The sequence below is a fragment of the Gottfriedia sp. NPDC058432 genome (assembly GCF_042721555.1).
Classification (GTDB): Bacteria; Bacillota; Bacilli; order Bacillales; family Bacillaceae_G; genus Gottfriedia.
Genome location: NZ_JBHXLC010000003.1, coordinates 43,759 through 68,770, shown reverse-complemented (window position 1 = coordinate 68,770; position 25,012 = coordinate 43,759). Strand labels below are relative to the sequence as shown.

Below are 25,012 nucleotides of genomic sequence, written 5' to 3'. Positions count from 1 at the left end.
ATGTAAAAAGGGGAGATATAGATATGGATTATGAATACGCTGTAAAAATTTCGAGGCTAGTAAAGACCTTTAATAAAAAAGAGGTTATTAGATATTGTAATATGGCCGTTCCAAAAGGAAGAGTTTACGGACTATTGGGTGTAAATGGAGCTGGAAAAACTACAATTTTAAAAATGCTTATAGGGTTACTTCACCCAACTGCCGGACACATTAAAATTTTTGGTAAGGATATTCACGAGAATAAAAAATACATATTAAGGAACGTAGGAAGCATTATAGAGACTCCAATTTTCTATGAACATTTATCCGCCACAGAAAATTTAGAAATTCATCTTTCCTATATGGGGATTCAAGATATTGATATAAAAAAAACATTAGAAATAGTTGGGTTAAATGAAATAGGTAATCAACCTGTTTCTCAATTTTCTTTAGGTATGCGTCAGCGATTAGGGATAGCAAGAGCTATTATCCATCGCCCAAAACTTTTAATTTTAGATGAACCAATCAATGGGCTAGATCCGGTTGGGATACGTGAAATTAGGGAGCTTTTTCTATATCTTGTAAAAGAATATGGTATAACAATCATTGTTTCTAGCCATATATTAAGTGAAATTGAACAGATCTCAGATGTGGTAGGAATTATCGCAGATGGAAGTGTTATTAAAGAAATAGAGTTGTCTACTAACAAAAATGAAATAGCTGATGGATTAGAAGAATATTTTGTTAATATTGTCAAAGGAGGGATGAAACAAAATGTTTAATTTAATGAAACTTGAATTAAAAAAAGTAAATATTCGTTCCTATATTTATTCTGCCTTTATCATTGGAATCTGTATGTTAGGAATAATCTATCTATTCGCTTTTGCGCCAAAGATTGAACCAACAGACCCGGACATGAAAATGTTTGCAGGATATGAAAGAATCATTCCATTATTTAGTACAGTATGTATGTTTGCCTTTAGCTTGTTATCATCTGCAATGTTTTCAAAAATTGTAATTGAAGAATATTCAGGTAAACGGACAATACTACTCTTCTCATATCCAAATAGTAGAAGCAAAGTTTTTTTTGCGAAGATCACATTCGTTTCACTTTTTGTAGCAACTGCAATGATCGTAACGAGTATATGTATATACATAATTTTCAGTATTAGTGAATCTATTCATCAATTGGTTGAAGGAAACATAACTTTTGAACTAATAAAAAGGGGACTTAAACTCACATTTTATATGTCTATTTCTGCAGTAAGTGTTGGTATCATTTCCATGGCAATCGGCTTTATAAAGAAGTCTATAACAACTACGATTATATCCTCAGTCTTGCTTTGCTCATTGCTTAGTAACATAGTGGCAGGCTTTATATCTTCAGATCGTCCAATCATAATTTTTACAATAATACTTGTATTGCTATGTGTTTTCGTCATGAACATAATCTCAAATAGAATCAACACAATGGAGGTGTAAGAATTTAGCGACCGACTGCTTTTACAGTTTTTTATAAACTTATTACTAGTAAATGAATCAAATGTTCCTACTGGTACGAAAAATAATAAAAATATTATAAAAAGAACATGAGGTTTCTATTTTCATGTTCTTTTTTATTTTTACCTTTAAAAGGACTAGATACGCTTTTGGGTTATAAATATTTTGATGTTATAGGAATCCTATCTTGTGATTAGTCCCAAAAAATTACTAGAAATTTTTTATTAGGGGAGCGAAGTATTAAACAAACTTGTTGTAATAAATTGTTCATGTTATTCAAAATCTATTACAAAGTAGAGTGATTTGAAGTAAAAGCGCTTGCATTTTTTTAATTATGTTTTTATAATACTTGTATACAAGTATACTCGTATGGAAATGAAGGTGAACTAATGTCAGAATTAAAGCAATATCTTTATCCGGAAAAATGGCTTTCAAAAGCTTCAGCTGGTGATCGTGTAACATATGAATTAAGGATGCAGATAATTTCTGGACTAATTGAAAGCGGTACCAAGTTATCAGAAAATAAATTGGCTACCGATTTTAATGTAAGTCGTTCTCCTATTAGAGAGGCATTAAAAACACTAGCATCTGAAAATCTGATTCGTTTAGAAAGAATGGGTGCTGTTGTTATTGGATTAACTGATAAAGAAATAGAAGAAATATATGATGTGCGATTACTGATCGAAACATTTGTATTTGAACGGTTGGTAAAATTGGACACGAAAGAATTGGTTCTGGAACTGAGTAAAATTCTTGAAATGATGAAAATTGCAATTAAATATCAAGATGCCGATGAATTTTCATTTCAAGATGTATTATTCCATGAAACGATTATTCGAGCGATTGATCATTCATACATTTTGATGATCTGGAATAATGCTAAACCAGTAATGGAAGCGTTTATACTTTTATCAATGAGAGTACGGTTTAAGGAAAATTACGAAGACTTTGAACGAATAGTCGAAAATCACCAATTATATATTGATGCAATTAGTACGAAGAATAGAGATCTTATGATTCAATCTTTACATCAAAACTTTGATGATGTTCAAGGAAAAGTAGAAGATCTTTGGAGATCTCAACAAATGTTTTCAAAAGGAGTAGAACAAGAATAATGACAAACTATATGTTAGGGTTAGACATCGGTACCACAAGCACAAAAGCCGTTTTATTTACTGAAACAGGTGAAGTCATCCAACAAGAGAATATCGGATACCCACTCTATACACCTGATATTTCTACAGCTGAACAAGACCCAGAAGAGATCTTTACAGCTTTAGTACAAGCAATATCTAAAATAATGAAACAACATCCTCAAAAAGAGATATTATTTATTTCTTTTAGTAGTGCAATGCATAGTTTAATTGTCATGGATGAAAATGATCAACCATTAACGCCTTGTATTACATGGGCAGATAATCGAAGTGAGGCTTGGACTCATAAAATTAAAGATGAATTAAATGGTCACGAAATATATAAACGAACAGGAACTCCTATTCATCCAATGTCTCCTTTAAGTAAGATTACATGGATTGTAAATGAACGACCAGAAATCGCTCAAAAAGCGAAAAAATATATTGGAATTAAAGAATATATATTTAAAAAATTCTTTGACCAATATGTTGTCGATCATTCACTTGCTTCAGCCATGGGTATGATGAATCTTAAAGCATTAGATTGGGATGAGGAAGCTTTACAAATTGCAGGGATTACAACTGATCAACTATCTAGACTAGTACCTACTACGGAGATTTTTACAAACTGTAATCTTGATTTAGCTAGACAAATGGGAATTGATCCAAAAACTCCTTTTGTAATTGGTGCAAGTGATGGAGTACTTTCCAATCTTGGTGTGAATGCCATTCGAAAAGGAGAAATTGCAGTAACAATCGGGACAAGTGGTGCAATTAGAACCATTATTGACAAACCACAAACTGATGAAAAAGGACGAATATTTTGTTACGCATTAACGGAAAAACATTGGGTCATCGGTGGACCAGTGAACAATGGCGGTATGATTTTTCGCTGGATTCGTGATGAATTTGCGGCTTCGGAGGTTGAAACTGCAAAAAGATTAGGTATTGATCCATATGAAGTTTTAACAAAGATTGCCGAAGGGGTAAAACCTGGGGCAGATGGCTTGTTATTCCATCCTTATTTAGCAGGTGAACGTGCACCATTATGGAACCCTGATGTTCGAGGATCCTTCTTCGGCTTAACGATGGCACATAAGAAGGAGCATATGATTCGCTCTGCACTTGAAGGCGTTATATACAACTTATACACAGTATTTTTAGCTTTAATTGAATGTATGGATGGACCAGTATCCAAAATCCAAGCAACTGGTGGGTTTGCAAGATCAAATGTATGGCGTCAGATGATGTCCGATATTTTTGATTTAGATGTAGTTGTACCAGAAAGCTATGAAAGTTCTTGTCTTGGTGCTTGTATTTTAGGTCTTTATGCAACAGGAAAAATAGAATCCTTTGAAGTAGTATCTGAAATGGTCGGTAATACGCACAAACATACTCCTAATGAAGATGCAGTAAAAGAATATCGAGAATTATTGCCAATCTTTATTAGCTTATCGAGAGTGTTAGAAAAAGATTATAAACGGATTGCTAATTATCAAAGAGGATTAATTAACAAAAATAAATAGAATTTCGGGGGGGATTTCCATGCCACTAGTTATAGTAGCAATCGGAATAGTAGCATTACTTGTTTTAATCATGAAGTTTAAATTAAATACTTTCCTTTCATTAATTATTGTTTCATTTGGAGTTGCTTTAGCACTTGGAATGAAACCAGATAATATTGGCACAACCATTGAAGCTGGATTAGGCGGAACACTTGGTCATTTAGCATTAATCTTCGGACTTGGTGCAATGCTTGGTAAATTGATCGCAGATTCTGGTGGCGCTCAACGTATTGCGATGACTCTTGTAAACAAATTCGGTGAAAAGAACATTCAATGGGCAGTAGTTGCTGCTTCATTCATTATCGGTGTCGCTTTATTCTTCGAAGTAGGATTAGTATTATTGATCCCGATTGTATTTGCTATATCAAAACAATTAAAAGTTTCTATTTTATATTTAGGTATTCCAATGGCGGCTGCTTTATCTGTTACACATGGTTTCTTACCACCGCATCCAGGTCCGACTGTAATCGCTGGTGAATACCATGCAAATATTGGAGAAGTATTACTTTACGGATTTATTATTGCTTTACCAACTGTTTTTATCGCAGGTCCTTTATTTACAAAGCTTGCTAAAAAACTAGTACCTGAATCCTTCACAAAAACGGGTAATATTGCATCTTTAGGTGAACAAAAAACATTTAACCTTGAAGAAACTCCTGGTTTTGGAATCAGTGTATTTACAGCTTTACTTCCTGTTATTTTAATGTCATTTGCAACAATTGTTAATTTACTACAAAAAACAATTGGATTTGCTGATAATAGCCTACTTGTAGCGATCCGCTTTATTGGTAATGCTGGTACTGCAATGGTGATTTCATTATTAGTTGCGATTTATACAATGGGATTAGCTAGAAAAATACCAATTAAAGAAGTTATGAATTCTTGTACAACTGCAATTACACATATTGGAATGATGCTCTTAATCATCGGAGGAGGCGGTGCCTTCAAACAAGTGTTAATTGATGGCGGTGTTGGTGATTATGTAGCTGAGTTATTCAAAGGAACTTCAATGTCACCGATATTACTTGCTTGGATTATTGCAGCGATCCTACGAATTTCCCTAGGTTCTGCTACTGTTGCAGCTTTAACCACTTCTGGTTTAGTTATTCCAATGTTAGGTCATTCTGACGCTAACTTAGCTTTAGTCGTTCTAGCAACTGGAGCTGGTAGTTTAATCGCATCACACGTTAATGACGCAGGTTTCTGGATGTTTAAAGAATATTTTGGGTTAAGTATGAAAGAAACTTTCTTAACTTGGACATTATTAGAATCTATTATTTCCGTTTGCGGATTGGTCTTCATTCTTTTACTAAGTTTATTCGTATAATGGAAAAAACCAGCGGGGGTGTCTTACTTTTCACCCACTGTTGGTTAATTAATCATAAAGGGCAGTATCCTCACTATAATACTTAGAATCCTCATGTATTATAGAAGTGGATTACTGCTCTTTATTTAATTATCGTTTTGCCAGTTTTCGAGAACCAACCGACCTTCTTGGAAGAACATGACAATTTCAACTAGGTAATCTATTGGGTAATAATAACCTATTACTAATAGAAAGTTATAGTTCTACAAGATTATATGTTTAAGTCTTAGTTCATATTGATGTTTTGGTTAAATAGCCTTAATTTAGAGCTTGCAAATTGTATTAGTTCTTTCTATTATTAATAAATTTGGACTAGCTAAAACATCTGACAAATGACATGATCAAATCTTTTAATGGGGTTAAAAAAAGATTGTAAAGTTTACAATCTAATTGTTAGAATTCTATCTTTTTAATTGACATAGAACGCCCACGGAGTTATATTAGTTTCAGACAGTTAGAATTCTAATTATTCGGAGGTGAACGATTTGATTGATACACCTTATACGAGACTTCTTAGTACCATTATGCATAAGGTACGGGATCAATTGTCGTATCGTACGAAAGAACTTGAAGTAAATCCACAACAAGGTAGGATGATCAGTTATATCGCTGAGCATCAGGATCGAGGTATAATTCAAAAGGATTTAGCAGATGCATTTAATAGAAGAGGTGCAAGTATAACAAGCATGCTTCAAGGGCTTGAAAAGAATGGATATATTGGAAGAAAAATCCAAGCTGATAACGAACGCCAGAAACAAATTTTCGTATTAGAAAAAGGTAGAGAAATCGTTAATCAGATTGATGATATGTTTTTGGAAATGGAATCACGTTTAACAGAGTCATTAACTGAAGAAGAAAAAAATGAATTTTTACGCCTATTGAAAAAAATTGAATCAAACCTTTGAGTGACTACGGCCATTAAGGTCGTATCGGTAAATGGTTAGAAACCTAAAAGTTAGAATTCTAATTATATATAAACAAAAATTATGATCAAAAACCAAAATAAAAAAGATAAGATTCGGGAGGATGGAATATAATGGAAGGATTTGAAGTAGATCAATCTAATATTTATTATTTAAAAGAAGCACCGATACGAAAAGCGTTAGCTCGTTTATGTATTCCAATGATGATTGGGATTTCTGCTGGTACAATCTATAACTTAATAAATGTATTTTTTATCGGTTTAGTACATGATACTGCGATGTTAAGCGCCATTACATTAGGTTTACCAATCTTTACAGTGCTAATGGCGATTGGGAATGTATTTGGGGTTGGTGCAGGAACTTTTGTTACTCGTCTCTTAGGTGAAGGGAATCTTCATAAAGGGAAATCAGTAGCAGGCTATGCTTTTTATATGAGTATTATATGTGGAGTGATTATTGCAGTAATTGCCTTATTATTTGTTAATCCAATTGTTCATTTGTTAGGAGCAGATGCTTCAACATTGCTTTATACTAAGCAATATACGATCACCCTTTTTATTGGTGGCTTTGCATTTATTTTGAACTTTGCATTAGAACAAATTGTGCGTTCTGAGGGTGCTGCAAAAGAATCGATGTATGGAATGTTTATTAGTGTAATTTTTAGCATCATATTTGATGTGTTATTCATTTTAGTTTTAAACCTTCATGTAATGGGGGCTGCCCTTTCAATGGTTTTAGCAAATATCGCCGCAAGCATATATTACATTTGGTTTTTAGAGAGAAAAAGTGAAACTTTAAAAGGTTTCTTAAAGCATTGGAAAGTATCGATGACCGATCAATTAGAAATCTATAAAGTCGGTGTTCCAGAGTTATTTAAAATGTCATTTATGATTGTTACAACTCTACTATTAAATAATTATGCAATTGAATACGGCGAGCATGTTGTAGCAAGCTTCGGGATCGCTGTAAGGATTGCACAACTTCCAGAGTTTATTACGATGGGCTTATTTATAGGAGCCATTTCTTTAATTGCTTATAATTTTGGTGGGAAAAATAAACCGCGTCTAACTGAAACATTAAAAGAGTTAACTCTATGGATTGGCGGAATCTCAATTGTATTTGGTGGAATTGTATATATATTTAAAATTCAAGTACTCGGTTTATTTACAAGCGATTCAGCCGTGCTTAGTATAGGAGCACTAATCTTAACAGCTCAACTTATTTCATCTGTTTTTAACGGATTCACAGGTTTATTCACTAGTATCTTCCAAGCGTCTGGTGAAGGGCTTGCTACAGGGATCATGTCAATTACACAAGGTGTGCTTTTCATTCCAGTTGTCATCATCTTACATCATTTTTATGGATTAAATGGCATAATTTGGTCTTTAACACTTACTGAGGGGATTACATTCGTTATGGGGGCTATTTTAATGATTCCTTACTTAAGAAAACTTAAGAAAATGCCAGATAACAGCCTAGCTCATTAAAATCACTAAAATTGTGAATACCATCCCATAGACTGGAAAGAAAGCATAAGTACATTAAAATACTTATGCTTTCAGACTGTTGTCAAACGCTCGCTTTCTTCGTTGCTTCGCCTGTTGAGCGTGCTCATTACCGTCTAGGGTAACTCCGCTCCTCACCAGACTTCGCGCCTCAAAAGACAAGCGCTTGCAATCAGTCTGAAACACAAGTTTTTTGTACTCCGTGTTTGCGTATTATCATTCCATGAAAAAAGCTTTTCGCTCAGTTGTAATCCATTTCTCTAAATTGTCTTGGCTACGTCGAACAAGTCTATTCACTAGTACATCGTGCCATATATAATCTTCTAATAAGTAAATATGAACTGGATCATTTGTATAAAAAGCAACACTACGCTCCTCAATTGATGGTCCATAAATCATCTCTTTAGAATCAATCGACAAAATAAACCAATGATCTGTAGACTTGGTCTCTGTAAATGGCGTAATGCGATGACTTTCTAGATTTCCAATAGGATTTTCGACGTGTAGCGTAATTCCTTGAATAGTTGCTTTTTCAGTCGCATGGACCAGTTCTTTTTTCAAAACCTCATACATTTCGTCCCACATTGAAATTACAATCCGTTTTTCTGCTTTTTTTATTAGCGTCTCACAATAGTTAATAATCGTTTTATAATCTTTTAAAGTAATTACCCGGTTGTCCACTTTTTCACCAAATGATTCTAAATCTTTTAAAGAGTCACTTACTACAGAATAAGTTGATTGCCACTCCGATTGGGCCTTCTGTAAAAAGATATCAACGGGCAGAGGTGAATACCGAGCCGCGTCATTTATTTCCTCTTTCAAGACAATTCCCTTTTCAACTAGATTACCTAGCACATCATAAATACGTGCTCTTGGTATACCTGAGTCCTTGCTAACTTGGTAGGCTGTAACAGGACCTTGTTTAACGAGTGATACATAAGATTTAGCTTCATATTCGTTAAAACCTAATTTTTTGAACTGTTGCACTAGATCTTCCATTTTTTTTCACTCCTATTTTTGTTTATGTAATAAATTTACAATAACTATTTACAGATAGCAATTTGTTAGTTACTATTTCAGTAGTGACTACATAGGAAGGTTGATAGAAATGCATCTAGACTCATCTTTATTAATTATTTTAATTTGTTTTGGATTTTTAGCTTCATTTATTGATTCTGTTGTTGGGGGTGGTGGGTTGATTACACTACCTGCATTATTATTCACGGGGCTTAATCCTGCTGCTGCAGTAGCTACCAATAAATTAGCAGCGACAATTGGCTCTCTAACAAGTACATTAATGTTTTATCGTTCAGGTAAAATCGAATTAAAATCAGTTCTTAAATTTTTTCCACTCTCATTTATTGGCTCATTATTGGGTGCATACACTGTACATTTGCTAAACCCTGAAATGCTTAAGCCATTGATGTTAATTATGCTCGGAGCAGTAGCAATTTTTACTATTTTCAAGAAAGAATGGGGAAGTAATTCAACACAAAAAAAATTATCCATTTATCAATTCATTATTTTTTTAGTTACGATCTTTGCAATTGGCTTCTATGATGGGTTCATTGGACCTGGAACTGGATCATTTTTAATTTTTGCTTTTTTGATGATTGGGTTTGATTTTTTAAAGTCTGCAGGCAATGCAAAATTTTTAAACTTTAGTAGCAATATTGCTGGATTGTTAATGTTTATGTTTTTAGGTCAAGTAAACTACACCTATGGAATAATAATGGGAATTGCACAAATTGCTGGTGCGATTTGTGGGTCGAAATTTGCAATAAAAAAAGGAAGTGGTTATGTACGTGCGCTATTTATAGCAGTGACCTGTTTATTATTAGTGAAGAATATTTATGATTATATTCAATAACTAGTAAAATACAGTTCTTCCTACAAGGACACAGTGAAAGTGGAACTTGAAATAACCATTGATAACTTAAAAATGTAGGAAATAGAACAGGATAAAAAAACACTCCAGTTTATCGACTGGGGTGCTTTTTTGTGACGAAATCCAAACTTAACTGTCCTATAAGCAACAAATCTATAGAGAATCCATTGAATTAGGTTTATAGATTTGAAAAAATTGTGACAAAATATAATCATACGCAGAAAGAATATCTTATTATAATATAATTTTATTGAATTTGATGAAAATGTGAGGTAAGATTGTTTGGTCTGAAAATTAGTCCAATTGGGAACTTTATACAAATTAATAATCGGAGTTGTTGTTTATGTCACCAAGAGTACCTAATACTTTTATAATCATTTTAGGTTTTATGTTATTTGCACTGTTTTTTGGAGCAGGAAATCTAATTTTTCCACCCATACTTGGACAGTTAGCCGGAAAAAACTTATGGATAGCCAATGCAGGTTTTTTAGTTACTGGAGTTGGATTACCATTGTTAGGCGTTACAGCTTTTGTTTTTTCAGGTGAAAAAAATTTACAATCTTTAGCTAGACGGGTACATCCGTTGTTTGGTATTGTATTTACTACGGTTCTCTATCTAGCAATTGGTCCTTTTTTTGCTATCCCTAGATCAGGGAATGTATCGTTTGAAATTGGCGTTAAACCTTTTTTATCAAATGATGCAAATCCTGGTGCATTAATCATATTTACAATCTTATTTTTCACAGTTACATGCTTGTTATCACTTAATCCTACAAAGATTATTGATGTAGTAGGAAAATTTCTAACTCCTATTAAATTAACGTTTATCGGATTGCTTGTTGTTATCGCTATTGTTCATCCAATTGGAAAATTTCAAGAGCCTTTTAAAGGATACACAACAAACGTGTTTTTTAAAGGTTTCCAAGAAGGCTATTTAACAATGGATGCTCTTGTAGCTTTTGTTTTTGGAATTATTATTGTAAACGCAATTAAAGGAAAAGGAGTTACGACTAAAAAACAGCTTATGATCGTTTGTGGAAAGTCAACAGCAATAGCTGCTTCACTTTTAGCAATAATCTATACTGCTCTTACTTATATGGGCGCTTCAAGTGTTGAGAAACTTGGTCGATTAGATAATGGTGCTGAAGTTTTAGCGAAAGTTTCAGACTATTATTTTGGTTCCTATGGAGCAATATTATTAGGTTTAATGATTACAGTGGCATGTTTGACTACGAGTGTTGGACTGATCACTGCTTGTTCTACTTTTTTTCATGAAATGTTTCCAGTCATTTCTTACAAAAAAATTGCGATCATTCTGACTGTGTTTAGTACTCTTATAGCAAATATAGGTTTAACACAGCTAATTAAAGTTTCAATTCCTGTATTAATGACACTATATCCTATCGCTATATCCTTAATTTTCTTAACATTCTTACACTATACATTCCAAGGTAGGTCAGAAGTGTATCAAGGCAGTTTGATCTTAACTTTTATTGTGAGTCTATTTGATGGGTTAAACTCAGCTGGAATACAAATTGAAGTAATTCATCATTTTTTCACTAAGTACCTCCCTTTGTATAGTTTAGGTTTAGGTTGGATTGTGCCAGCTATTGTTGGTGGTTTTATTGGTTATTTTATTAGTATTTTACGCAAGAAAAATAAGAAAAATATTCCAAGTTCAATTCGAAAGATCAGTTAATTATAGGAAAATAAAGAAGCTTTTTAACTGTAAAAATTCTTAATAAGTTAGTAATGGTTTTAGGGGAGAAGTTTTTAAGATTGATTCAAAAAGTGACACTTGTTTCATCAGGAAGGGGAGGAAATAGAATGGCACAAAAGGAATTGAAAAAAGGATTGAAAGCGCGCCATATTCAGATGATTGCATTAGGCGGTACAATCGGTGTAGGATTATTTATGGGTTCAACGAGTACAATTCATTGGACAGGCCCATCAGTAATGCTTGCTTATGCAATTTCGGGGATTTTTATCTTCTTCATTATGCGTGCAATGGGGGAAATGCTTTACCTAGAGCCAAGTACAGGTTCATTTGCGACATTTGGCCACAAATATATCCACCCTTTAGCAGGGTATATGACTGCATGGAGTAACTGGTTCCAGTGGGTTATTGTTGGAATGTCAGAAATTATTGCAGTTGGGGCATATATGAAGTATTGGTTTCCAGACCTACCTGCTTGGATACCAGGAATTATTGCAATTGTGATTCTTGGTGCAGCAAATTTAATTTCCGTTAAATCATTTGGTGAATTTGAATTTTGGTTTGCAATGATTAAAGTCGTTACAATTTTATTGATGATTGTTGCAGGGTTTGGTCTAATTTTCTTCGGTTTAGGAAACGGAGGAAATGCGATTGGAATATCTAACCTTTGGAAAAATGGCGGCTTCTTTACAGGTGGTTGGTCAGGTTTCTTCTTTGCACTTTCACTAGTTGTTGGAGCTTATCAAGGCGTTGAATTAATTGGTATTACAGCTGGAGAAGCAGAAAATCCGAAAAAGACATTAAAAGAAGCGATTCAAAGTCTTATTTGGCGTATTTTAATCTTCTATATTGGTGCTATTTTTGTAATAGTAACAGTTTTCCCTTGGGACCAACTAAATTCGATTGGTAGCCCGTTTGTTGTAACTTTTGCAAAAGTTGGTATTACAGCAGCTGCTGGAATTATTAACTTTGTAGTAATCACTGCTGCAATGTCTGGTTGTAACAGTGGTATTTATAGCGCAGGACGCATGCTTTATACATTAGGTGTAAATGGACAAGCTCCAAAATATTTTACAAAAGTCTCAAATAACGGAGTGCCTTTATTCGGTACGATTGGTGTACTAATTGGTTTAGTAATCGGCGTTATTTTAAATTTTATTGCACCAAAAAACTTATTCGTGTATGTATACAGTGCAAGCGTACTTCCTGGGATGATCCCGTGGTTTGTCATTCTAATTAGTCATATTCGTTTCAGAAAAGTAAAGGGAGATGAAATTAAGAATCATCCTTTTAAAATGCCTTTTGCACCATTTACTAACTACTTAACATTAGCTTATTTAGTTTTGGTCCTAATCGGTATGTGGTTTAATGATGACACGCGTATATCACTTATTGTGGGAATTATTTTCTTGGCAATCCTTGTCATCTGTTTTTATGCTTTCGGTATCGGAAAACGTGTACCATTAGATGCTCAAACAGATGAAAAGGTAGCTAACTGATCAATCACTTAGTTTGATAATAAGAGGTACTATAGTTATACAATAAAAAAATAAATTTTTTTAACAATCAATGCGTTCGTATTATAAAATCAACCAGTAATTAAGCTGGATGAGATTATCATGCGAGTGCATTTTTTTATTTATTGTCTGTATAATGAATCAGCAGTATCTATTTAACCTAAAATAAAAATTTTTTTAAAATTTATACGGAAAATAAAAAATAAATATTTTGACTATTTTTGCATTTTATGACAAAATGATGAAAACTAAATAGTAGGGAATAGGTGTAAATGAAGATCATAGTTTGAAATCATTTACTTAAAAGGGAAGTTTGGTTTAATTCCAACACGGTCCCGCCACTGTAATAGAGGAGTAAATAAGAAGATGCCACTTATTAATTTAGGGAAGGCTTTTATTTACAAAGATTCTTAAGTCAGGAGACCTGCCTATTCTAACGACGCTGTTTGACCTACGAGAGATAGGGAGGTGCCTTATGGAAAGAAAGCTTAAGTTAACGTATTCTAATTATTTATGTTTTCCAACTTAAAGGCATTTTTGTCTCTTATGAGATAAAAATGCTTTTTTATTTTAGATAAAAGGAGAGAGAAAAAATGGTACAAATAAGTAATTTAGGATATCCGAGAATTGGTGAAAATCGTGAATGGAAAAAAACGTTAGAGAGCTTTTGGCAAAAGAAAATTAATGAAGAAGAATTTGAAAAAGAAATGAAATCATTGAGAATAAGCTCAATAAAGAAACAGCACGATTTAGGTGTGGAGCTAGTCCCTGTAAATGATTTTACGTTTTATGATCATGTGTTAGATATTGCTACTATGTTTGGTTGGATTCCTAGTCGATTTGGTGAAATAAATGAAAAACCTAGTCTAGAGACATATTTTGCATTAGCAAGGGGTAGTAAAAACATTGTAGCTTGTGAAATGACGAAGTGGTTTAATACAAACTATCACTATATCGTACCTGAATATCAAAAGGACAAGCAATCTAGATTACTATACAATAAGCCGTTAGAAGCATACAAAGAGGCATTACTTGAGCTTGGTATAAAAACGAAACCTGTCATTCTAGGAATCTATACATTTGTACAGTTAGCAAAAGGTTACCAAGAAGAAGAAAAACGAAACATAATTAATAATCTAGTAAGCCTATATATTCAAATGCTTAAAGAGCTTGAGAATGAAGGTGTTGAGTGGGTACAAATTGATGAACCATGTTTTGTGTTAGAAGAATCAAGCGGAGATATTCGTTTTATGAAAGAAGTTTATGCTCAAATCGCAAAAGCTGTCCCTTCATTATCAATAATGCTACAAACTTACTTTGAAGCAGTTGAACAATATGAAGAACTAATTTCATTCCCTGTAGATGGCATTGGACTTGATTTTGTACACGGTAAAGATGGAAATTTACAGTCAATACTCGAGCACGGATTTCCAAATGACAAAGTACTAGGTGTAGGAATAGTTAATGGGCGTAATATTTGGAGAAATGATTTAAATGATTGCATTAAGTTTTTGAATTCTCTCAAAGAAGAAATAAGTCCAAAAGATTGGTGGATTCAACCGTCTTGTAGTTTGCTTCACGTACCAGTTACAAAAACTGAAGAGAATTTATTAAATGAAACATTATTTGATGCATTAGCGTTTGCCGATGAAAAATTGGAAGAGTTAGTTATATTAAAAAGTTTATTAATTAACAAAGCGAGCATGTTTGATAATGATGTTAAATATGCAAGTAATTGTTTAGAAAATTTAAAACAGCTTAGTGAAAAAAATCAATCAACTCGTAATGAATTGGAATCCATTAACGAAGAAGATTTTAGAAGACCAGTACCATTTCATTTAAGATATCCTTTACAAAATAAAGTAATGAATTTACCGATTTTACCAACGACTACTATTGGAAGTTTTCCTCAAACGAAGGAAATTAAACAAGTAAGACAGCAATGGCGAAAAGGAAATATCGATGAATCGGAATATATGAATCAAATTAAATTGAAAATTAATGAATGGATTGAAATTCAAGAAAATATTGATATGGATGTATTAGTACATGGCGAGTATGAGCGTACGGATATGGTTGAATATTTTGGTGAGAAACTAGAGGGATTTGCCTTCACGAAAAAAGCATGGGTTCAATCTTATGGATCGCGCTGTGTAAAACCGCCAATTATTTTTAGTAAAGTCGAATTTACAAAGCCAATTACTGTAAATGAAACTGAGTATGCACAAAGTATAACAACTAAACCTGTCAAAGGGATGTTAACAGGTCCTGTTACAATATTAAATTGGTCGTTTGTTCGTGAGGATCGTACAAGAGAGGAAATAGCAAATGAAATTGCATTAGCTTTACGTAAAGAAGTAAAAGCACTAGAAGCTGCTGGTATTTCAATTATTCAAGTTGATGAACCTGCAATTCGAGAAGGTTTACCTTTGAAGCAAAAGGATTGGGATCAATATTTAAATTGGGTAACGAGAGCATTTCGTTTAGCTACTTCAAGCGTCCGAAATGAAACGCAAATACATACACATATGTGTTATAGCAATTTTAGCGATATTATGGACACAATTATTGAATTAGATGCAGATGTTATTTCAATTGAACATGCAAGAAGTCATCAAGAATTTTCTACTTATTTATCTGAATCTCCTTATCCATTTGGAATTGGTTTAGGCGTGTATGATATTCATAGTCCAAGGGTTCCATCGGTTGAGGAAATGGAAGAGAATATTTTAAGTTCTTTAAAAGTGTGTGAAGCAAATAGATTTTGGGTTAATCCAGACTGTGGTTTAAAGACACGAAATGAAGCTGAGGTAATAGATGCCTTATCAAATATGGTAAAATCTGCGAAAAAAGTTCGAGAAAAATATTATTCAATTATTTAATGATAGGGTGAAATCGATGAGTGGTAGATACGTAAAAGAATCTAGAGTATTTGATAGTAGTAGAATATTTCCAACTGACTTAAATAACCATGGTACATTATTCGGAGGAAAAATGCTTGCCGCAATGGACTTAATTGCCTCCATTTCAGCTACAAAGCATTCGAGAATGGAATGTGTAACCGCATCGATGGATTCAGTAGAGTTCCTATGTCCAGTTCGAGAAAGTGACTGCATATATTATGAATCGTTCGTGATCTTAACAGGCTCAAGCTCAATGGAAGTATTTGTTCGAGCTACTGCCGAAGATCTACTTTCAGGTGAAAAAAGAGTTGCTGCAACATGTTTTGTTACATTTGTTGCACTTAAAGATGGTAAACCACATAAAGTAGTAGAGGCAATACCAGAAACTGATGAAGAAATTAAATTACAGCAATTAGCATTTAAACGTTTAGAAAGTCGCCAATTAAGAAAGAAATTAAGTAAGGAATTTGCATTAATTTGGAAAGAATAAAAAGAAAGCATTGAAAACATACTAAAAGTAAGCTAAGATTAAATTAATATTTTTAAGGAGGCATCAAATTTAGACACTATGTACAATATCCGATAACTTTTTAAGCTAACGAATTTTATAGCAAAAAAGTACTCTGCCTGAAATCAGAGAAATTGGATAACTATGTCTATTTATGAGCCTATACTAATATTAAATTAATCCATTGTTTTTAATACATGGTTTATTTATTATTATATTTCATTTGAAATATAATCTAACGTATATATTTATATATATACATGGCTTATTAAATTACATCCAATTTACACACAGGCAGATACTGCTTGTGTGTTTTTTATTTTCTCTCGTTAAAGATTGTATTTTTACGCAGAGTGATATTTTAAAATCGGATGGAGTGAAGTATATGTTTATTATAAAAACATCGAATATAGAAATAGAGTTAAATGGAAAAACAATTTTTAAAAATGGAAACTTGGACATTAAAGAACGTGAAAGGGTAGCGTTAATTGGTGAAAATGGAGTTGGAAAATCCACATTTATTAATGCCATTTTAGGTAATATTCCATTGAAAAAAGGAATGCTGCAAATTCACTATTCAAAAGATGAAATTGGATGGCTTTTAACCGATGAAGAGAATCTAGAAAACTTTTCAGCAAGGGAAGTGATCGAGTCATTTGATCAAGAGCGATATTTCATCAAAAAGAATTTAGAAAAGTATGTACTTGATCTGTCTAATGAACAGAATCTAGCTAAATATAACGAGAGTTTAAGTAAATATTTAGAATTAGATGGTTATGATTGGGAAACGAAAATAGATCAAGTTTTGAAGAAATTTCAATTACCGCAAGAGTTATGGAATATCCCATTCAGTCATTTAAGTGGTGGACAAAAAACAAAAGTTAAATTAGCCAAGATAATGATGAAGCAACCAAAGCTATTAATTTTAGATGAACCAACAAATCATTTAGACACTGAGTCAATCCAATGGTTAACGGAATGGTTACAAAATTTTAAAGGTAGTGTACTTTTTATTTCTCATGAACGACAATTCATTGATGATGTTGCGACAGTTACTGTTGAATTAACGGAAGATGGTACTTTTAAGTATAATGGTGGTTATTCAACATATAAAATACAAAAAGAACATGAGCAAAAAACGCAGCAAGCACAATATAATAAACAAGAAGCGGAAAAGAAAAAGCTCATTGAAACAATTAATCAATATAAACAATGGTTTACAAGCTCGCATAATGCAGCTAGTGAACGTGATCCTTTTGCAAAGAAACAAGCAGCAAAAAACGCATTAAGATTTAAATCAAAAGAAAAGGATTTAGATCGATTAGAGAAAAGAAAAGTAGATAAACCAAAAGAAGTTAAAACAATTTCAGCGAGCTTTGAAAATGATTCATTTTCAGCAAAACAAATGATTACATTTGAAAAAGTTGATTTTTCATATGATGAAAAAGCGTTATTTAATCAAGTTGATTTTAGTTTAAATCGAGATGATCGATTAGCTGTAATCGGAAAAAATGGTTCTGGAAAATCTACATTTTTAAAATTATTAACAGGATTAATGATTCCTAATAGTGGATCTGTAAAACAGAATCCTCAATTAAAAATAGGGTATTTTATGCAAGAGCTTGAAGCGTTAAATGAGGATTCAACAATTTTAAATGAAATTTTATCTCTTCCAAATATGACTGAAACTGAAGCAAGAACAATTTTAGCATGTTTCCTTTTTAGAAGAGAGGATGTTTACAAAAATATTGCTCAACTAAGCATGGGAGAGAAATGTAGAGTTGCTTTCGTAAAATTATACTTTTCTGATTCAAACCTACTAGTGCTTGATGAGCCAACAAACTATTTAGATATTCACACGCGAGAAAGAATTGAGGAAGCATTAGCTGCATATCCTGGAGCAGTCGTTGTAGTGTCACATGATCCTTATTTACTAAAAAAGGTCTCAAATCGCGTAATTCATATTGAAAATGGAAATCTTTATGAATTCAAAGGATCTTTTGCAGAATGGAACGGAAGACAGAACATCTCAAACGATCAGCAAACTTTATTAAATGAACGAATTAAATTACAACTAGAAATAGCTGCAATGAATGCAGAGGAAAAAGATACGGATGAAGAAAAGAAAGCTCAAATTTCAAAAATCGTCAAGCTACAAAAAGAACTTGATGGAATAAATGAGAGGTTATTGACTGAGAGAAGGGAAAAGAAAGGCTGAGCGCTTAAAAATAAAAAACAAATCACTTAAGTTGGATTACTTATGGTGATTTGTTTTTTATTATAGATCCGAGTTGTACTAAACTATTTACCCTGCTTTTAGTACATCATTTACATCATGTATAACGACGAATGCTTTTGGATCAATTGTGTGAATTATTTTTTTAAGTTCAAATAGTTCTTTATTATTAAGAATAATGTATAAGGACTCTTTTCGTAGGCCAGAGAAGTGGCCTTTTGCAGGATAAATCGTTACTCCTCGATTCATTTCATTTGATACGATTTGTGCAATTTCATTCGCCTGATCGGAAATAATCGTAATCGCTTTTTTAGGATTTAATCCTTCCATAATAAAATCCAAAACTTTAATACCGATATAAATAGAAATTACAGTATATAATGTTTTCTCAAAGCCGATTACAAAATAACCACCTAAAACAACAATTAGATCAAATAATAGTAAAGATTTACTAATACTCCACCCGAAGGATTGATGAACCATTTGAGCTAGAACCGTGGAACCTCCTGTTGTACCACCCGCACGAAAGACAATTCCTAACCCTAGTCCAATTAAAACACCAGCAAAAATAGTACCTAGTAAAGTTTCGCTTGTTGGTACGCCATAACCGTCTGTCATACGTAAGAAAAAAGAAATGGCTACAATGGAAATAACTGTATATATTATTAGTTGTTTCTTTAAATATTTATATCCAATTATTAACAATGAAGCATTTAAAACAAAATATACGACATCAGGTGACCAGTTAAATAGATAATAAGTAATCATCGTAATGCCGGTAAAGCCACCCTCAGCTAATTTATTCGGTATTGCAAAGAAGTTAACACCGACTGCAAATATAGCTGAACCAACAAGGAGATATAAAATATCTACGAAGTTTTTACGCACAGTTACCCCTCATTTTCTAACAGATTTTTTTCACTTCTATCATTCTACCTAATAATGAGTTTTGAATCAAAAAATTTCTATTAAACAAAATATCTATTATTTGTCATAGTTATTAACGCGCTTTCATAAGTTTATAATGAGACAAGCTATTAAGGGGGAATCATTATGGTATTTGCAACACCTGGAAAGTCTGGTTCATTAATTACGTTTAAAAATCGTTATGACAATTTTATTGGTGGCGAATGGGTAAGACCAGTAAGGGAACAGTATTTTGGAAATGTATCGCCAGTAACTGGACAAGTCTTTTGTGAGGTGGCAAGATCGACTTCAGAAGACATCGAAAAAGCACTTGATGCAGCACACGGTGCAAAAGGTAAATGGGGAAGAATGTCAGTAACTGAGAGGGCAAATATTTTACATAAGATTGCTGATCGTATGGAAGCAAATAAAGAATATCTTGCTGTCGCTGAAACTTGGGAGAATGGTAAACCTGTTCGTGAAACTTTAGCTGCAGATATTCCTTTAGCAATTGACCATTTCCGTTATTTTGCCGGCTGTATCAGATCGCAAGAAGGATCACTCGGTGAACTTGATGGTGATACAGTTGCCTATCATTATAAAGAGCCATTAGGTGTTGTCGGACAAATTATTCCATGGAACTTCCCAATTTTAATGGCTGTTTGGAAGCTTGCTCCAGCCCTTGCTGCAGGGAATTGTGTTGTTCTAAAACCGGCTGAGCAAACTCCAACTTCTGTATTAGTTTTAATGGAACTAATTCAAGATTTATTGCCACCTGGGGTTGTTAACGTTGTAAACGGATTTGGACTTGAAGCAGGTAAACCATTAGCTTCAAGTGATCGAATTGCGAAAATTGCATTTACTGGTGAAACTTCAACTGGGCGACTAATTATGGAATATGCTTCAAAGAATTTAATTCCTGTAACATTAGAATTAGGTGGTAAATCTCCTAATATATTCTTTGAAGATGTAGTAGACAATGAAGAGTTTTTCGATAAAGCACTTGAAGGCTTTACGATGTTTGCTTTAAATCAGGGAGAAGTTTGTACATGTCCTTCAAGAGCACTTATTCATGAATCAATCTATGAGGAATTTATGGATCGAGCGGTAAAACGTGTTAAAGCGATTAAACAAGGGAACCCATTGGATCCTCAAACAATGATCGGTTCTCAAGCTTCGCACGAGCAATTGAATAAGATTTTATCTTATTTTGAAATTGGAAAGAATGAAGGTGCCGAAGTTTTAGTTGGTGGTAGTCGTAATGTTCTTGATGGAGAATTGAAAGATGGTTTTTATGTAAATCCTACAATTTTCAAAGGGAACAATAAAATGAGAGTATTCCAGGAAGAAATTTTTGGTCCTGTTGTTTCGGTTACTACATTTAAAACAAAAGAAGAGGCATTGGAAATCGCTAATGATACATTATATGGATTAGGAGCGGGTGTTTGGACTCGTGATATGGATACTGCTTATCGATTCGGACGCAACATCGAAGCAGGTCGAGTTTGGGTAAACTGCTATCACGCATATCCTGCACATGCAGCTTTTGGTGGGTATAAAAATTCAGGAGTAGGTCGTGAAACACATAAAATGATGTTGGACCACTATCAAAATACAAAGAATCTGCTAGTTAGTTATTCTCCGAGCAAACTAGGATTCTTTTAAAACTTTTACACTCCAGTATTGATTTACTGGAGTGTTTTGATTTTCAAAGAAAGAATACATTAAAATAATAATTTTCTTAAATCCATACATAAAAACTAGTAGCAATTTAATATATTTAATAAAAAGTATAAATTGGAGGGACTAAATATGTTATATCTAGTAATCTATGTCATTATCCTGATCATACTGTATAGTTTCATTCAATTATATTTAAATCGAAAGTGGAAGTTAATCTATACTACGCATGGCTATCAAAACTATTTTATGATTATTGGTAAATTGAAGAAGAATGGAATTGAGTATAAGACGAAAGTACCGATGAATTTTAGTGGTAGGAGATTTAATGAGAATACTCAATATGATATATATGTAAAAAAAGATTTAGAACATTTGGCATTACAGTCCTTATATCATAATTAATAGAGTGATATTGATTTATGCCAAACGTGTCAACTGTAGGATGTTCGGAATCGGAGACTTTGGCCCTTGTGGAGTTAGCTAAAGAGACATGGGGTCTAAGTCTTATGCATCTCCTGAGTAAACTGGTCTTAAAAATTGGAAATTTACAGTTCGTGCTAGTACGTTGTGATCTCCACCTATTTTAGTAGGTAAAGTTGCAGTCAATAATCCCTGAATGACTAGTCTTCCTTGTTCATCAGGCGTGATATGGTGTGCGCTTTGCATCACCAGAAACCTTCGTAAACAATTCAACGTCTTCTACCGTAAAAGTTCGTTCAAATGTAATAATATCGCCCATTTGTAACAACTAATTTTTCCCTCCTTAATAAAATAAGCATTAATTCTCCTAGTTAAAGAGTTCAATTCCTTATAGTACTATCCTTCAAAATGTTAAATAAAAAATCGGCTAAATAGCCGATTTGCTGTTTCATATCATTACGAAAGGGTATTAATTACGAGGCGCCCATAAAATAACAGACACACCAATTAAACAGATTGCTGCACCAATCCAATCATATAAATCAGGTGATTTTTTATCAACACCCCAGCCCCATAAAATTGAAAGAACGATAAATACACCTCCATAGGCAGCATAAACTCTACCAAATGATGGGAAAATTTGGAACGTTGCAATGACACCATAAATTGCCAAAATAATGCCTCCGATTAATCCTAAATAAGCAGAGTGTCCTTCTCTTAGCCATAACCAAATAAGGTATCCTCCTCCAATTTCAGCTAAACCGGCTAATAAAAAAATAAATATTGCAGTGATCAAGTTATTTCTTCCTTTCTATTAAAAAGACGAATTGGTGATAAATATGTACAAGTATATGCCCTTTATTTTAACAATAAAGACTAAAAGAAACTATCATTCTATTAGTCTTTCAACGTACTATTAGAAAAGAATTTCGGTACTAATAGAGCTATTCCCATCATAATTTTATAGAAGAAAATAATATGAAGGAGGTGTATTGATCGTTGTTAAAAGTCAATTTACGTCCCGTTGTTAGTAAGATTAATTTACCAACCGTTATGAAAACAACTATTCTTCCCGGTGATTCAGTTGAAAGACTATTTATTGCAACACAAGTAGGAGAAATCTTTTACATAGGAAATGGAGAGGTCAGGACATTTTTAGATATACGCCCTCGTGTATTAAAATTAGGTGAGCCTGGTGGCTATGATGAACGCGGATTGCTTGGGCTAGCATTTCATCCTAATTTTTATCATAATGGATTGTTTTATCTTTATTATTCAGTTGCTGGTTCCGGGGGTCCAGGTGCGCTTTCTAAACCATTTAATCCAAACCCGTGTGATCCAAAAACATTGAACTTGAAATGGATTAATAGGGAAACTCAATACGAACATATTAATACAGTTGAAGAATGGGTTCTCCAATCAAATGGTCAGCCTCAAAAACGACGGACTTTACTTAATATTAAAAGACCATTCATGAATCATAATGGTCTTAATACTTTAAACTTTTCACCTGAAACAGGAAAACTTATTTTAACTACTGGAGATGGTGGATCAGGCTATGATCCATTTAACCTAAGTCAAGACAATTTGGAAATCGCGGGTAAAATAATTGAAATTGATGTAGGAAAAGATACATTCATCAACGATTCCCCTATTGTCACACGTTTTAATGAACTTCCAACATCGATTCAGGAAACGCTCACGGTAATGGCTAAAGGGGTTCGCAATATAGCGGGTATTTCATATCAAAGATTTTATAATCAATATATTAAATATATTGGAAATGTCGGGCAAGACTTGGTCGAATCGCTTTTTGCATTTGGTTATTATAAACCATTACCAGTTTCCCAGTTAGTCCAAAGTTCGATCAATAATTCTGAACTTGACTTGGAAGGATTTATTAACTTCGGCTGGCGAGGTTGGGAAGGTGCATTTCCTACTTCGACAATAAGACCCTGCACTGAAAATTCCGACATAGAAGAGAAAACAATAGCTTATTACAATGAATCAGTAACACTTTCAGCGAGCCGTTTACAACCTTTAACTAGCTATTTTCATAAAGATCCACGACCCGATAAATTTTCAGGGACTGCACTTACAGGTGTCCAGGCATATTTGGGGAATGATATACCTAGTTTAACTGGGAGCGTTTTGTTTACAGATATGCTAAGAAAGGGATCACAAGGACAGCCTAAAGGAGTTTTAGCTTATACGAAAGTAAGACCGGATGGTAAACAAAGTGATTTCAGTGAGATTCAAACAGAATATGACTTTGGATCTCAATCTGCCTATTATGTAGGTTTGGGTACGAATTTAAATCAAACAAAAATGTATTTAGGAGTTTATGGATCTATGAAAGTGACTGATTTAAACATGGGAACAATTTTTGAAATTGTACCGTGACTTTTAATCGGTTTGCTTTTATGAGGTTATTAACAACCACGGAGGAAAGTATACACTCCAGTGGTTGTTTTTTTAGGTGATAATTATTGTTTTATTTCAAAGGAATAAAGTCTTTGCTTAAACAAAAAAGATTGTTTGCCAAAGTTAGTATTCTTAGCATATAGCTATTTTCTTCTAAGTAATTATCAGATAAGTGGAATAAAATAGAATTGTTTGATACAGTTGAATAAAACATAATCATCGTATATTGGGGAGAAAATCAATGGGCTATATTATGGACTTAAGAAAAATTGTAGGAAGCCGACCTATTTTAATGGCTGGCGCAAATGTTATCCTACTAGATTCACAAAAGAAAGTATTATTACAATTAAGAAAAGATAATAAGACTTGGGGATTACCTGGTGGATCATTAGAGTTGGGAGAGAACCTAGAAGAAGTGGCTAAACGAGAATTGAAAGAAGAAACTGGTTTAACAGCATTAAACCTTGAGTTTTTTAACATTTTTTCTGGAAAAGAATTTTATTATAAATATCCTCATGGAGATGAGGTATATAATGTAATTACGACTTATATATGTACTGAATATACAGGTCAATTAGAGAAAGAAGAAAGCGAAGTTCTAGAGCTATGCTTTTTTAGTTTTGATGACCTTCCATCAGAACTTAATCCACCCGAACTTCCTATTTTAAATGCATTTAAGAATTCTAACTATTGACCATCAGAATATAGTATGTGAAAGTTTGACCGAATAAAGATAAAAAAGGATCTTCTTGTAAGATCCTTTTATCATTTTATATTAACTGATATTTTGTTAAACCTTTAAAAATTAAGTATTTTTTAGGTATGGTCTTGATAATGAA

Annotated in this window: 20 protein-coding genes, 1 pseudogene and 1 riboswitch; of the genes and pseudogenes, 17 read left to right on the top strand and 4 right to left on the bottom strand. The window is 33.2% G+C overall.

Annotated features, from left to right (window positions below):
• Nucleotides 1-23: 23 nt before the first annotated feature.
• The 7 genes from ACFWM3_RS04455 (at nucleotide 24) to ACFWM3_RS04425 (ending at nucleotide 7,953) form a co-directional block, all read left to right on the top strand.
• Nucleotides 24-761 (top strand): ABC transporter ATP-binding protein, encoded by a 738-nt coding sequence (locus tag ACFWM3_RS04455; RefSeq protein ID WP_390310455.1) that lies wholly within the window; start codon nucleotides 24-26, stop codon nucleotides 759-761.
• Nucleotides 754-1,461, top strand: a complete 708-nt coding sequence (locus ACFWM3_RS04450) for an ABC transporter permease (RefSeq protein ID WP_390310454.1) — start codon at nucleotides 754-756, stop codon at nucleotides 1,459-1,461. Before ACFWM3_RS04455 ends, ACFWM3_RS04450 begins: the two co-directional genes overlap by 8 nt.
• 407 nt (nucleotides 1,462-1,868) lie before the next feature.
• The gene (locus tag ACFWM3_RS04445) at nucleotides 1,869-2,594 is read left to right on the top strand and encodes a GntR family transcriptional regulator (protein ID WP_390310452.1); all 726 of its coding nucleotides are present in this window, start codon (nucleotides 1,869-1,871) and stop codon (nucleotides 2,592-2,594) included.
• On the top strand, nucleotides 2,594-4,138 hold the full coding sequence (gntK, locus tag ACFWM3_RS04440; RefSeq protein ID WP_390310450.1) for a gluconokinase: 1,545 nt from the start codon (nucleotides 2,594-2,596) through the stop codon (nucleotides 4,136-4,138). The genes ACFWM3_RS04445 and gntK overlap by 1 nt, the downstream gene beginning before the upstream one ends.
• Nucleotides 4,139-4,157: 19 nt before the next feature.
• Nucleotides 4,158-5,504 carry a GntP family permease gene (locus tag ACFWM3_RS04435; RefSeq protein WP_056470543.1) on the top strand — a complete coding sequence of 449 codons (1,347 nt, stop codon included), beginning with the start codon at nucleotides 4,158-4,160 and terminating at the stop codon, nucleotides 5,502-5,504.
• 524 nt (nucleotides 5,505-6,028) lie between these two features.
• Nucleotides 6,029-6,448: a MarR family winged helix-turn-helix transcriptional regulator gene (locus tag ACFWM3_RS04430; protein WP_390310449.1), complete on the top strand. Its 420-nt coding sequence runs from the start codon at nucleotides 6,029-6,031 to the stop codon at nucleotides 6,446-6,448.
• Nucleotides 6,449-6,579: 131 nt separating this feature from the next.
• Nucleotides 6,580-7,953 (top strand): MATE family efflux transporter, encoded by a 1,374-nt coding sequence (locus ACFWM3_RS04425; protein WP_390310448.1) that lies wholly within the window; start codon nucleotides 6,580-6,582, stop codon nucleotides 7,951-7,953.
• A 234-nt stretch (nucleotides 7,954-8,187) separates the two neighbouring features.
• On the opposite strand, the gene ACFWM3_RS04420 is transcribed toward ACFWM3_RS04425, so the two are convergent.
• Nucleotides 8,188-8,970, bottom strand: a complete 783-nt coding sequence (locus tag ACFWM3_RS04420; protein ID WP_390310446.1) for a TrmB family transcriptional regulator — start codon at nucleotides 8,968-8,970, stop codon at nucleotides 8,188-8,190.
• A gap of 109 nt (nucleotides 8,971-9,079) precedes the next feature.
• Between ACFWM3_RS04420 and ACFWM3_RS04415 the strand changes: the two genes are divergently transcribed.
• From ACFWM3_RS04415 to abc-f, 6 genes are all read left to right on the top strand, one after another.
• Entirely contained in the window at nucleotides 9,080-9,841 is a 762-nt protein-coding gene (locus ACFWM3_RS04415) for a TSUP family transporter (RefSeq protein ID WP_390310445.1), read from the top strand.
• 361 nt (nucleotides 9,842-10,202) lie between these two features.
• On the top strand, nucleotides 10,203-11,558 hold the full coding sequence (gene brnQ / locus ACFWM3_RS04410) for a branched-chain amino acid transport system II carrier protein (protein ID WP_390310443.1): 1,356 nt from the start codon (nucleotides 10,203-10,205) through the stop codon (nucleotides 11,556-11,558).
• 128 nt (nucleotides 11,559-11,686) lie between these two features.
• Nucleotides 11,687-13,075 carry an amino acid permease gene (locus tag ACFWM3_RS04405; RefSeq protein ID WP_056470529.1) on the top strand — a complete coding sequence of 463 codons (1,389 nt, stop codon included), beginning with the start codon at nucleotides 11,687-11,689 and terminating at the stop codon, nucleotides 13,073-13,075.
• 265 nt (nucleotides 13,076-13,340) lie between these two features.
• Nucleotides 13,341-13,539, top strand: a riboswitch (cobalamin riboswitch).
• A gap of 147 nt (nucleotides 13,540-13,686) precedes the next feature.
• Nucleotides 13,687-15,975 (top strand): 5-methyltetrahydropteroyltriglutamate--homocysteine S-methyltransferase, encoded by a 2,289-nt coding sequence (gene metE, locus ACFWM3_RS04400; RefSeq protein ID WP_390310441.1) that lies wholly within the window; start codon nucleotides 13,687-13,689, stop codon nucleotides 15,973-15,975.
• Between the two features lie 16 nt (nucleotides 15,976-15,991).
• Nucleotides 15,992-16,486 carry an acyl-CoA thioesterase gene (locus tag ACFWM3_RS04395; protein ID WP_390310440.1) on the top strand — a complete coding sequence of 165 codons (495 nt, stop codon included), beginning with the start codon at nucleotides 15,992-15,994 and terminating at the stop codon, nucleotides 16,484-16,486.
• A 403-nt stretch (nucleotides 16,487-16,889) separates the two neighbouring features.
• Nucleotides 16,890-18,722 (top strand): ribosomal protection-like ABC-F family protein, encoded by a 1,833-nt coding sequence (gene abc-f, locus ACFWM3_RS04390; RefSeq protein ID WP_390310438.1) that lies wholly within the window; start codon nucleotides 16,890-16,892, stop codon nucleotides 18,720-18,722.
• Between the two features lie 87 nt (nucleotides 18,723-18,809).
• Here the strand turns inward: abc-f and ACFWM3_RS04385 are convergent, their stop codons facing one another.
• Nucleotides 18,810-19,628, bottom strand: a complete 819-nt coding sequence (locus tag ACFWM3_RS04385; protein WP_056470517.1) for a YitT family protein — start codon at nucleotides 19,626-19,628, stop codon at nucleotides 18,810-18,812.
• 165 nt (nucleotides 19,629-19,793) lie between these two features.
• On the opposite strand from ACFWM3_RS04385, the gene exaC reads away from it, so the two are divergent.
• Both exaC and ACFWM3_RS04375 read left to right on the top strand, forming a co-directional pair.
• A complete protein-coding gene (gene exaC / locus ACFWM3_RS04380) occupies nucleotides 19,794-21,311 on the top strand; it encodes an acetaldehyde dehydrogenase ExaC (protein ID WP_056470514.1) in 1,518 nt (505 codons plus the stop codon).
• Between the two features lie 147 nt (nucleotides 21,312-21,458).
• Nucleotides 21,459-21,731: a hypothetical protein gene (locus ACFWM3_RS04375; RefSeq protein WP_390310437.1), complete on the top strand. Its 273-nt coding sequence runs from the start codon at nucleotides 21,459-21,461 to the stop codon at nucleotides 21,729-21,731.
• Nucleotides 21,732-21,839: 108 nt separating this feature from the next.
• Here the strand turns inward: ACFWM3_RS04375 and ACFWM3_RS04370 are convergent.
• Nucleotides 21,840-22,068 (bottom strand): annotated as a pseudogene (locus tag ACFWM3_RS04370) (hotdog family protein); the annotation flags it as partial.
• 150 nt (nucleotides 22,069-22,218) lie between these two features.
• A complete protein-coding gene (locus ACFWM3_RS04365) occupies nucleotides 22,219-22,545 on the bottom strand; it encodes a YnfA family protein (protein WP_056470509.1) in 327 nt (108 codons plus the stop codon).
• Nucleotides 22,546-22,802: 257 nt separating this feature from the next.
• On the opposite strand from ACFWM3_RS04365, the gene ACFWM3_RS04360 reads away from it, so the two are divergent.
• Together ACFWM3_RS04360 and ACFWM3_RS04355 are read left to right on the top strand one after the other, a co-directional pair.
• Entirely contained in the window at nucleotides 22,803-24,152 is a 1,350-nt protein-coding gene (locus tag ACFWM3_RS04360) for a PQQ-dependent sugar dehydrogenase (RefSeq protein ID WP_390310658.1), read from the top strand.
• A gap of 262 nt (nucleotides 24,153-24,414) precedes the next feature.
• Entirely contained in the window at nucleotides 24,415-24,867 is a 453-nt protein-coding gene (locus ACFWM3_RS04355; protein ID WP_390310435.1) for an NUDIX hydrolase, read from the top strand.
• Nucleotides 24,868-25,012 lie beyond the last annotated feature (145 nt).

Bases quoted from the DNA above. Each gene is read 5' to 3' on its own strand.
- ACFWM3_RS04455 (WP_390310455.1), top strand. From the start codon at position 24: ATGGATTATGAATACGCTGTAAAAATTTCGAGGCTAGTAAAGACCTTT.
- abc-f (WP_390310438.1), top strand. From the start codon at position 16,890: ATGTTTATTATAAAAACATCGAATATAGAAATAGAGTTAAATGGAAAA.
- brnQ (WP_390310443.1), top strand. From the start codon at position 10,203: ATGTCACCAAGAGTACCTAATACTTTTATAATCATTTTAGGTTTTATG.
- ACFWM3_RS04420 (WP_390310446.1), bottom strand. From the start codon at position 8,970: ATGGAAGATCTAGTGCAACAGTTCAAAAAATTAGGTTTTAACGAATAT.
- ACFWM3_RS04425 (WP_390310448.1), top strand. From the start codon at position 6,580: ATGGAAGGATTTGAAGTAGATCAATCTAATATTTATTATTTAAAAGAA.
- exaC (WP_056470514.1), top strand. From the start codon at position 19,794: ATGGTATTTGCAACACCTGGAAAGTCTGGTTCATTAATTACGTTTAAA.
- metE (WP_390310441.1), top strand. From the start codon at position 13,687: ATGGTACAAATAAGTAATTTAGGATATCCGAGAATTGGTGAAAATCGT.
- ACFWM3_RS04435 (WP_056470543.1), top strand. From the start codon at position 4,158: ATGCCACTAGTTATAGTAGCAATCGGAATAGTAGCATTACTTGTTTTA.
- ACFWM3_RS04360 (WP_390310658.1), top strand. From the start codon at position 22,803: ATGAAAACAACTATTCTTCCCGGTGATTCAGTTGAAAGACTATTTATT.
- ACFWM3_RS04355 (WP_390310435.1), top strand. From the start codon at position 24,415: ATGGGCTATATTATGGACTTAAGAAAAATTGTAGGAAGCCGACCTATT.
- ACFWM3_RS04415 (WP_390310445.1), top strand. From the start codon at position 9,080: ATGCATCTAGACTCATCTTTATTAATTATTTTAATTTGTTTTGGATTT.
- ACFWM3_RS04375 (WP_390310437.1), top strand. From the start codon at position 21,459: ATGTTATATCTAGTAATCTATGTCATTATCCTGATCATACTGTATAGT.
- gntK (WP_390310450.1), top strand. From the start codon at position 2,594: ATGACAAACTATATGTTAGGGTTAGACATCGGTACCACAAGCACAAAA.
- ACFWM3_RS04405 (WP_056470529.1), top strand. From the start codon at position 11,687: ATGGCACAAAAGGAATTGAAAAAAGGATTGAAAGCGCGCCATATTCAG.
- ACFWM3_RS04395 (WP_390310440.1), top strand. From the start codon at position 15,992: ATGAGTGGTAGATACGTAAAAGAATCTAGAGTATTTGATAGTAGTAGA.
- ACFWM3_RS04445 (WP_390310452.1), top strand. From the start codon at position 1,869: ATGTCAGAATTAAAGCAATATCTTTATCCGGAAAAATGGCTTTCAAAA.
- ACFWM3_RS04450 (WP_390310454.1), top strand. From the start codon at position 754: ATGTTTAATTTAATGAAACTTGAATTAAAAAAAGTAAATATTCGTTCC.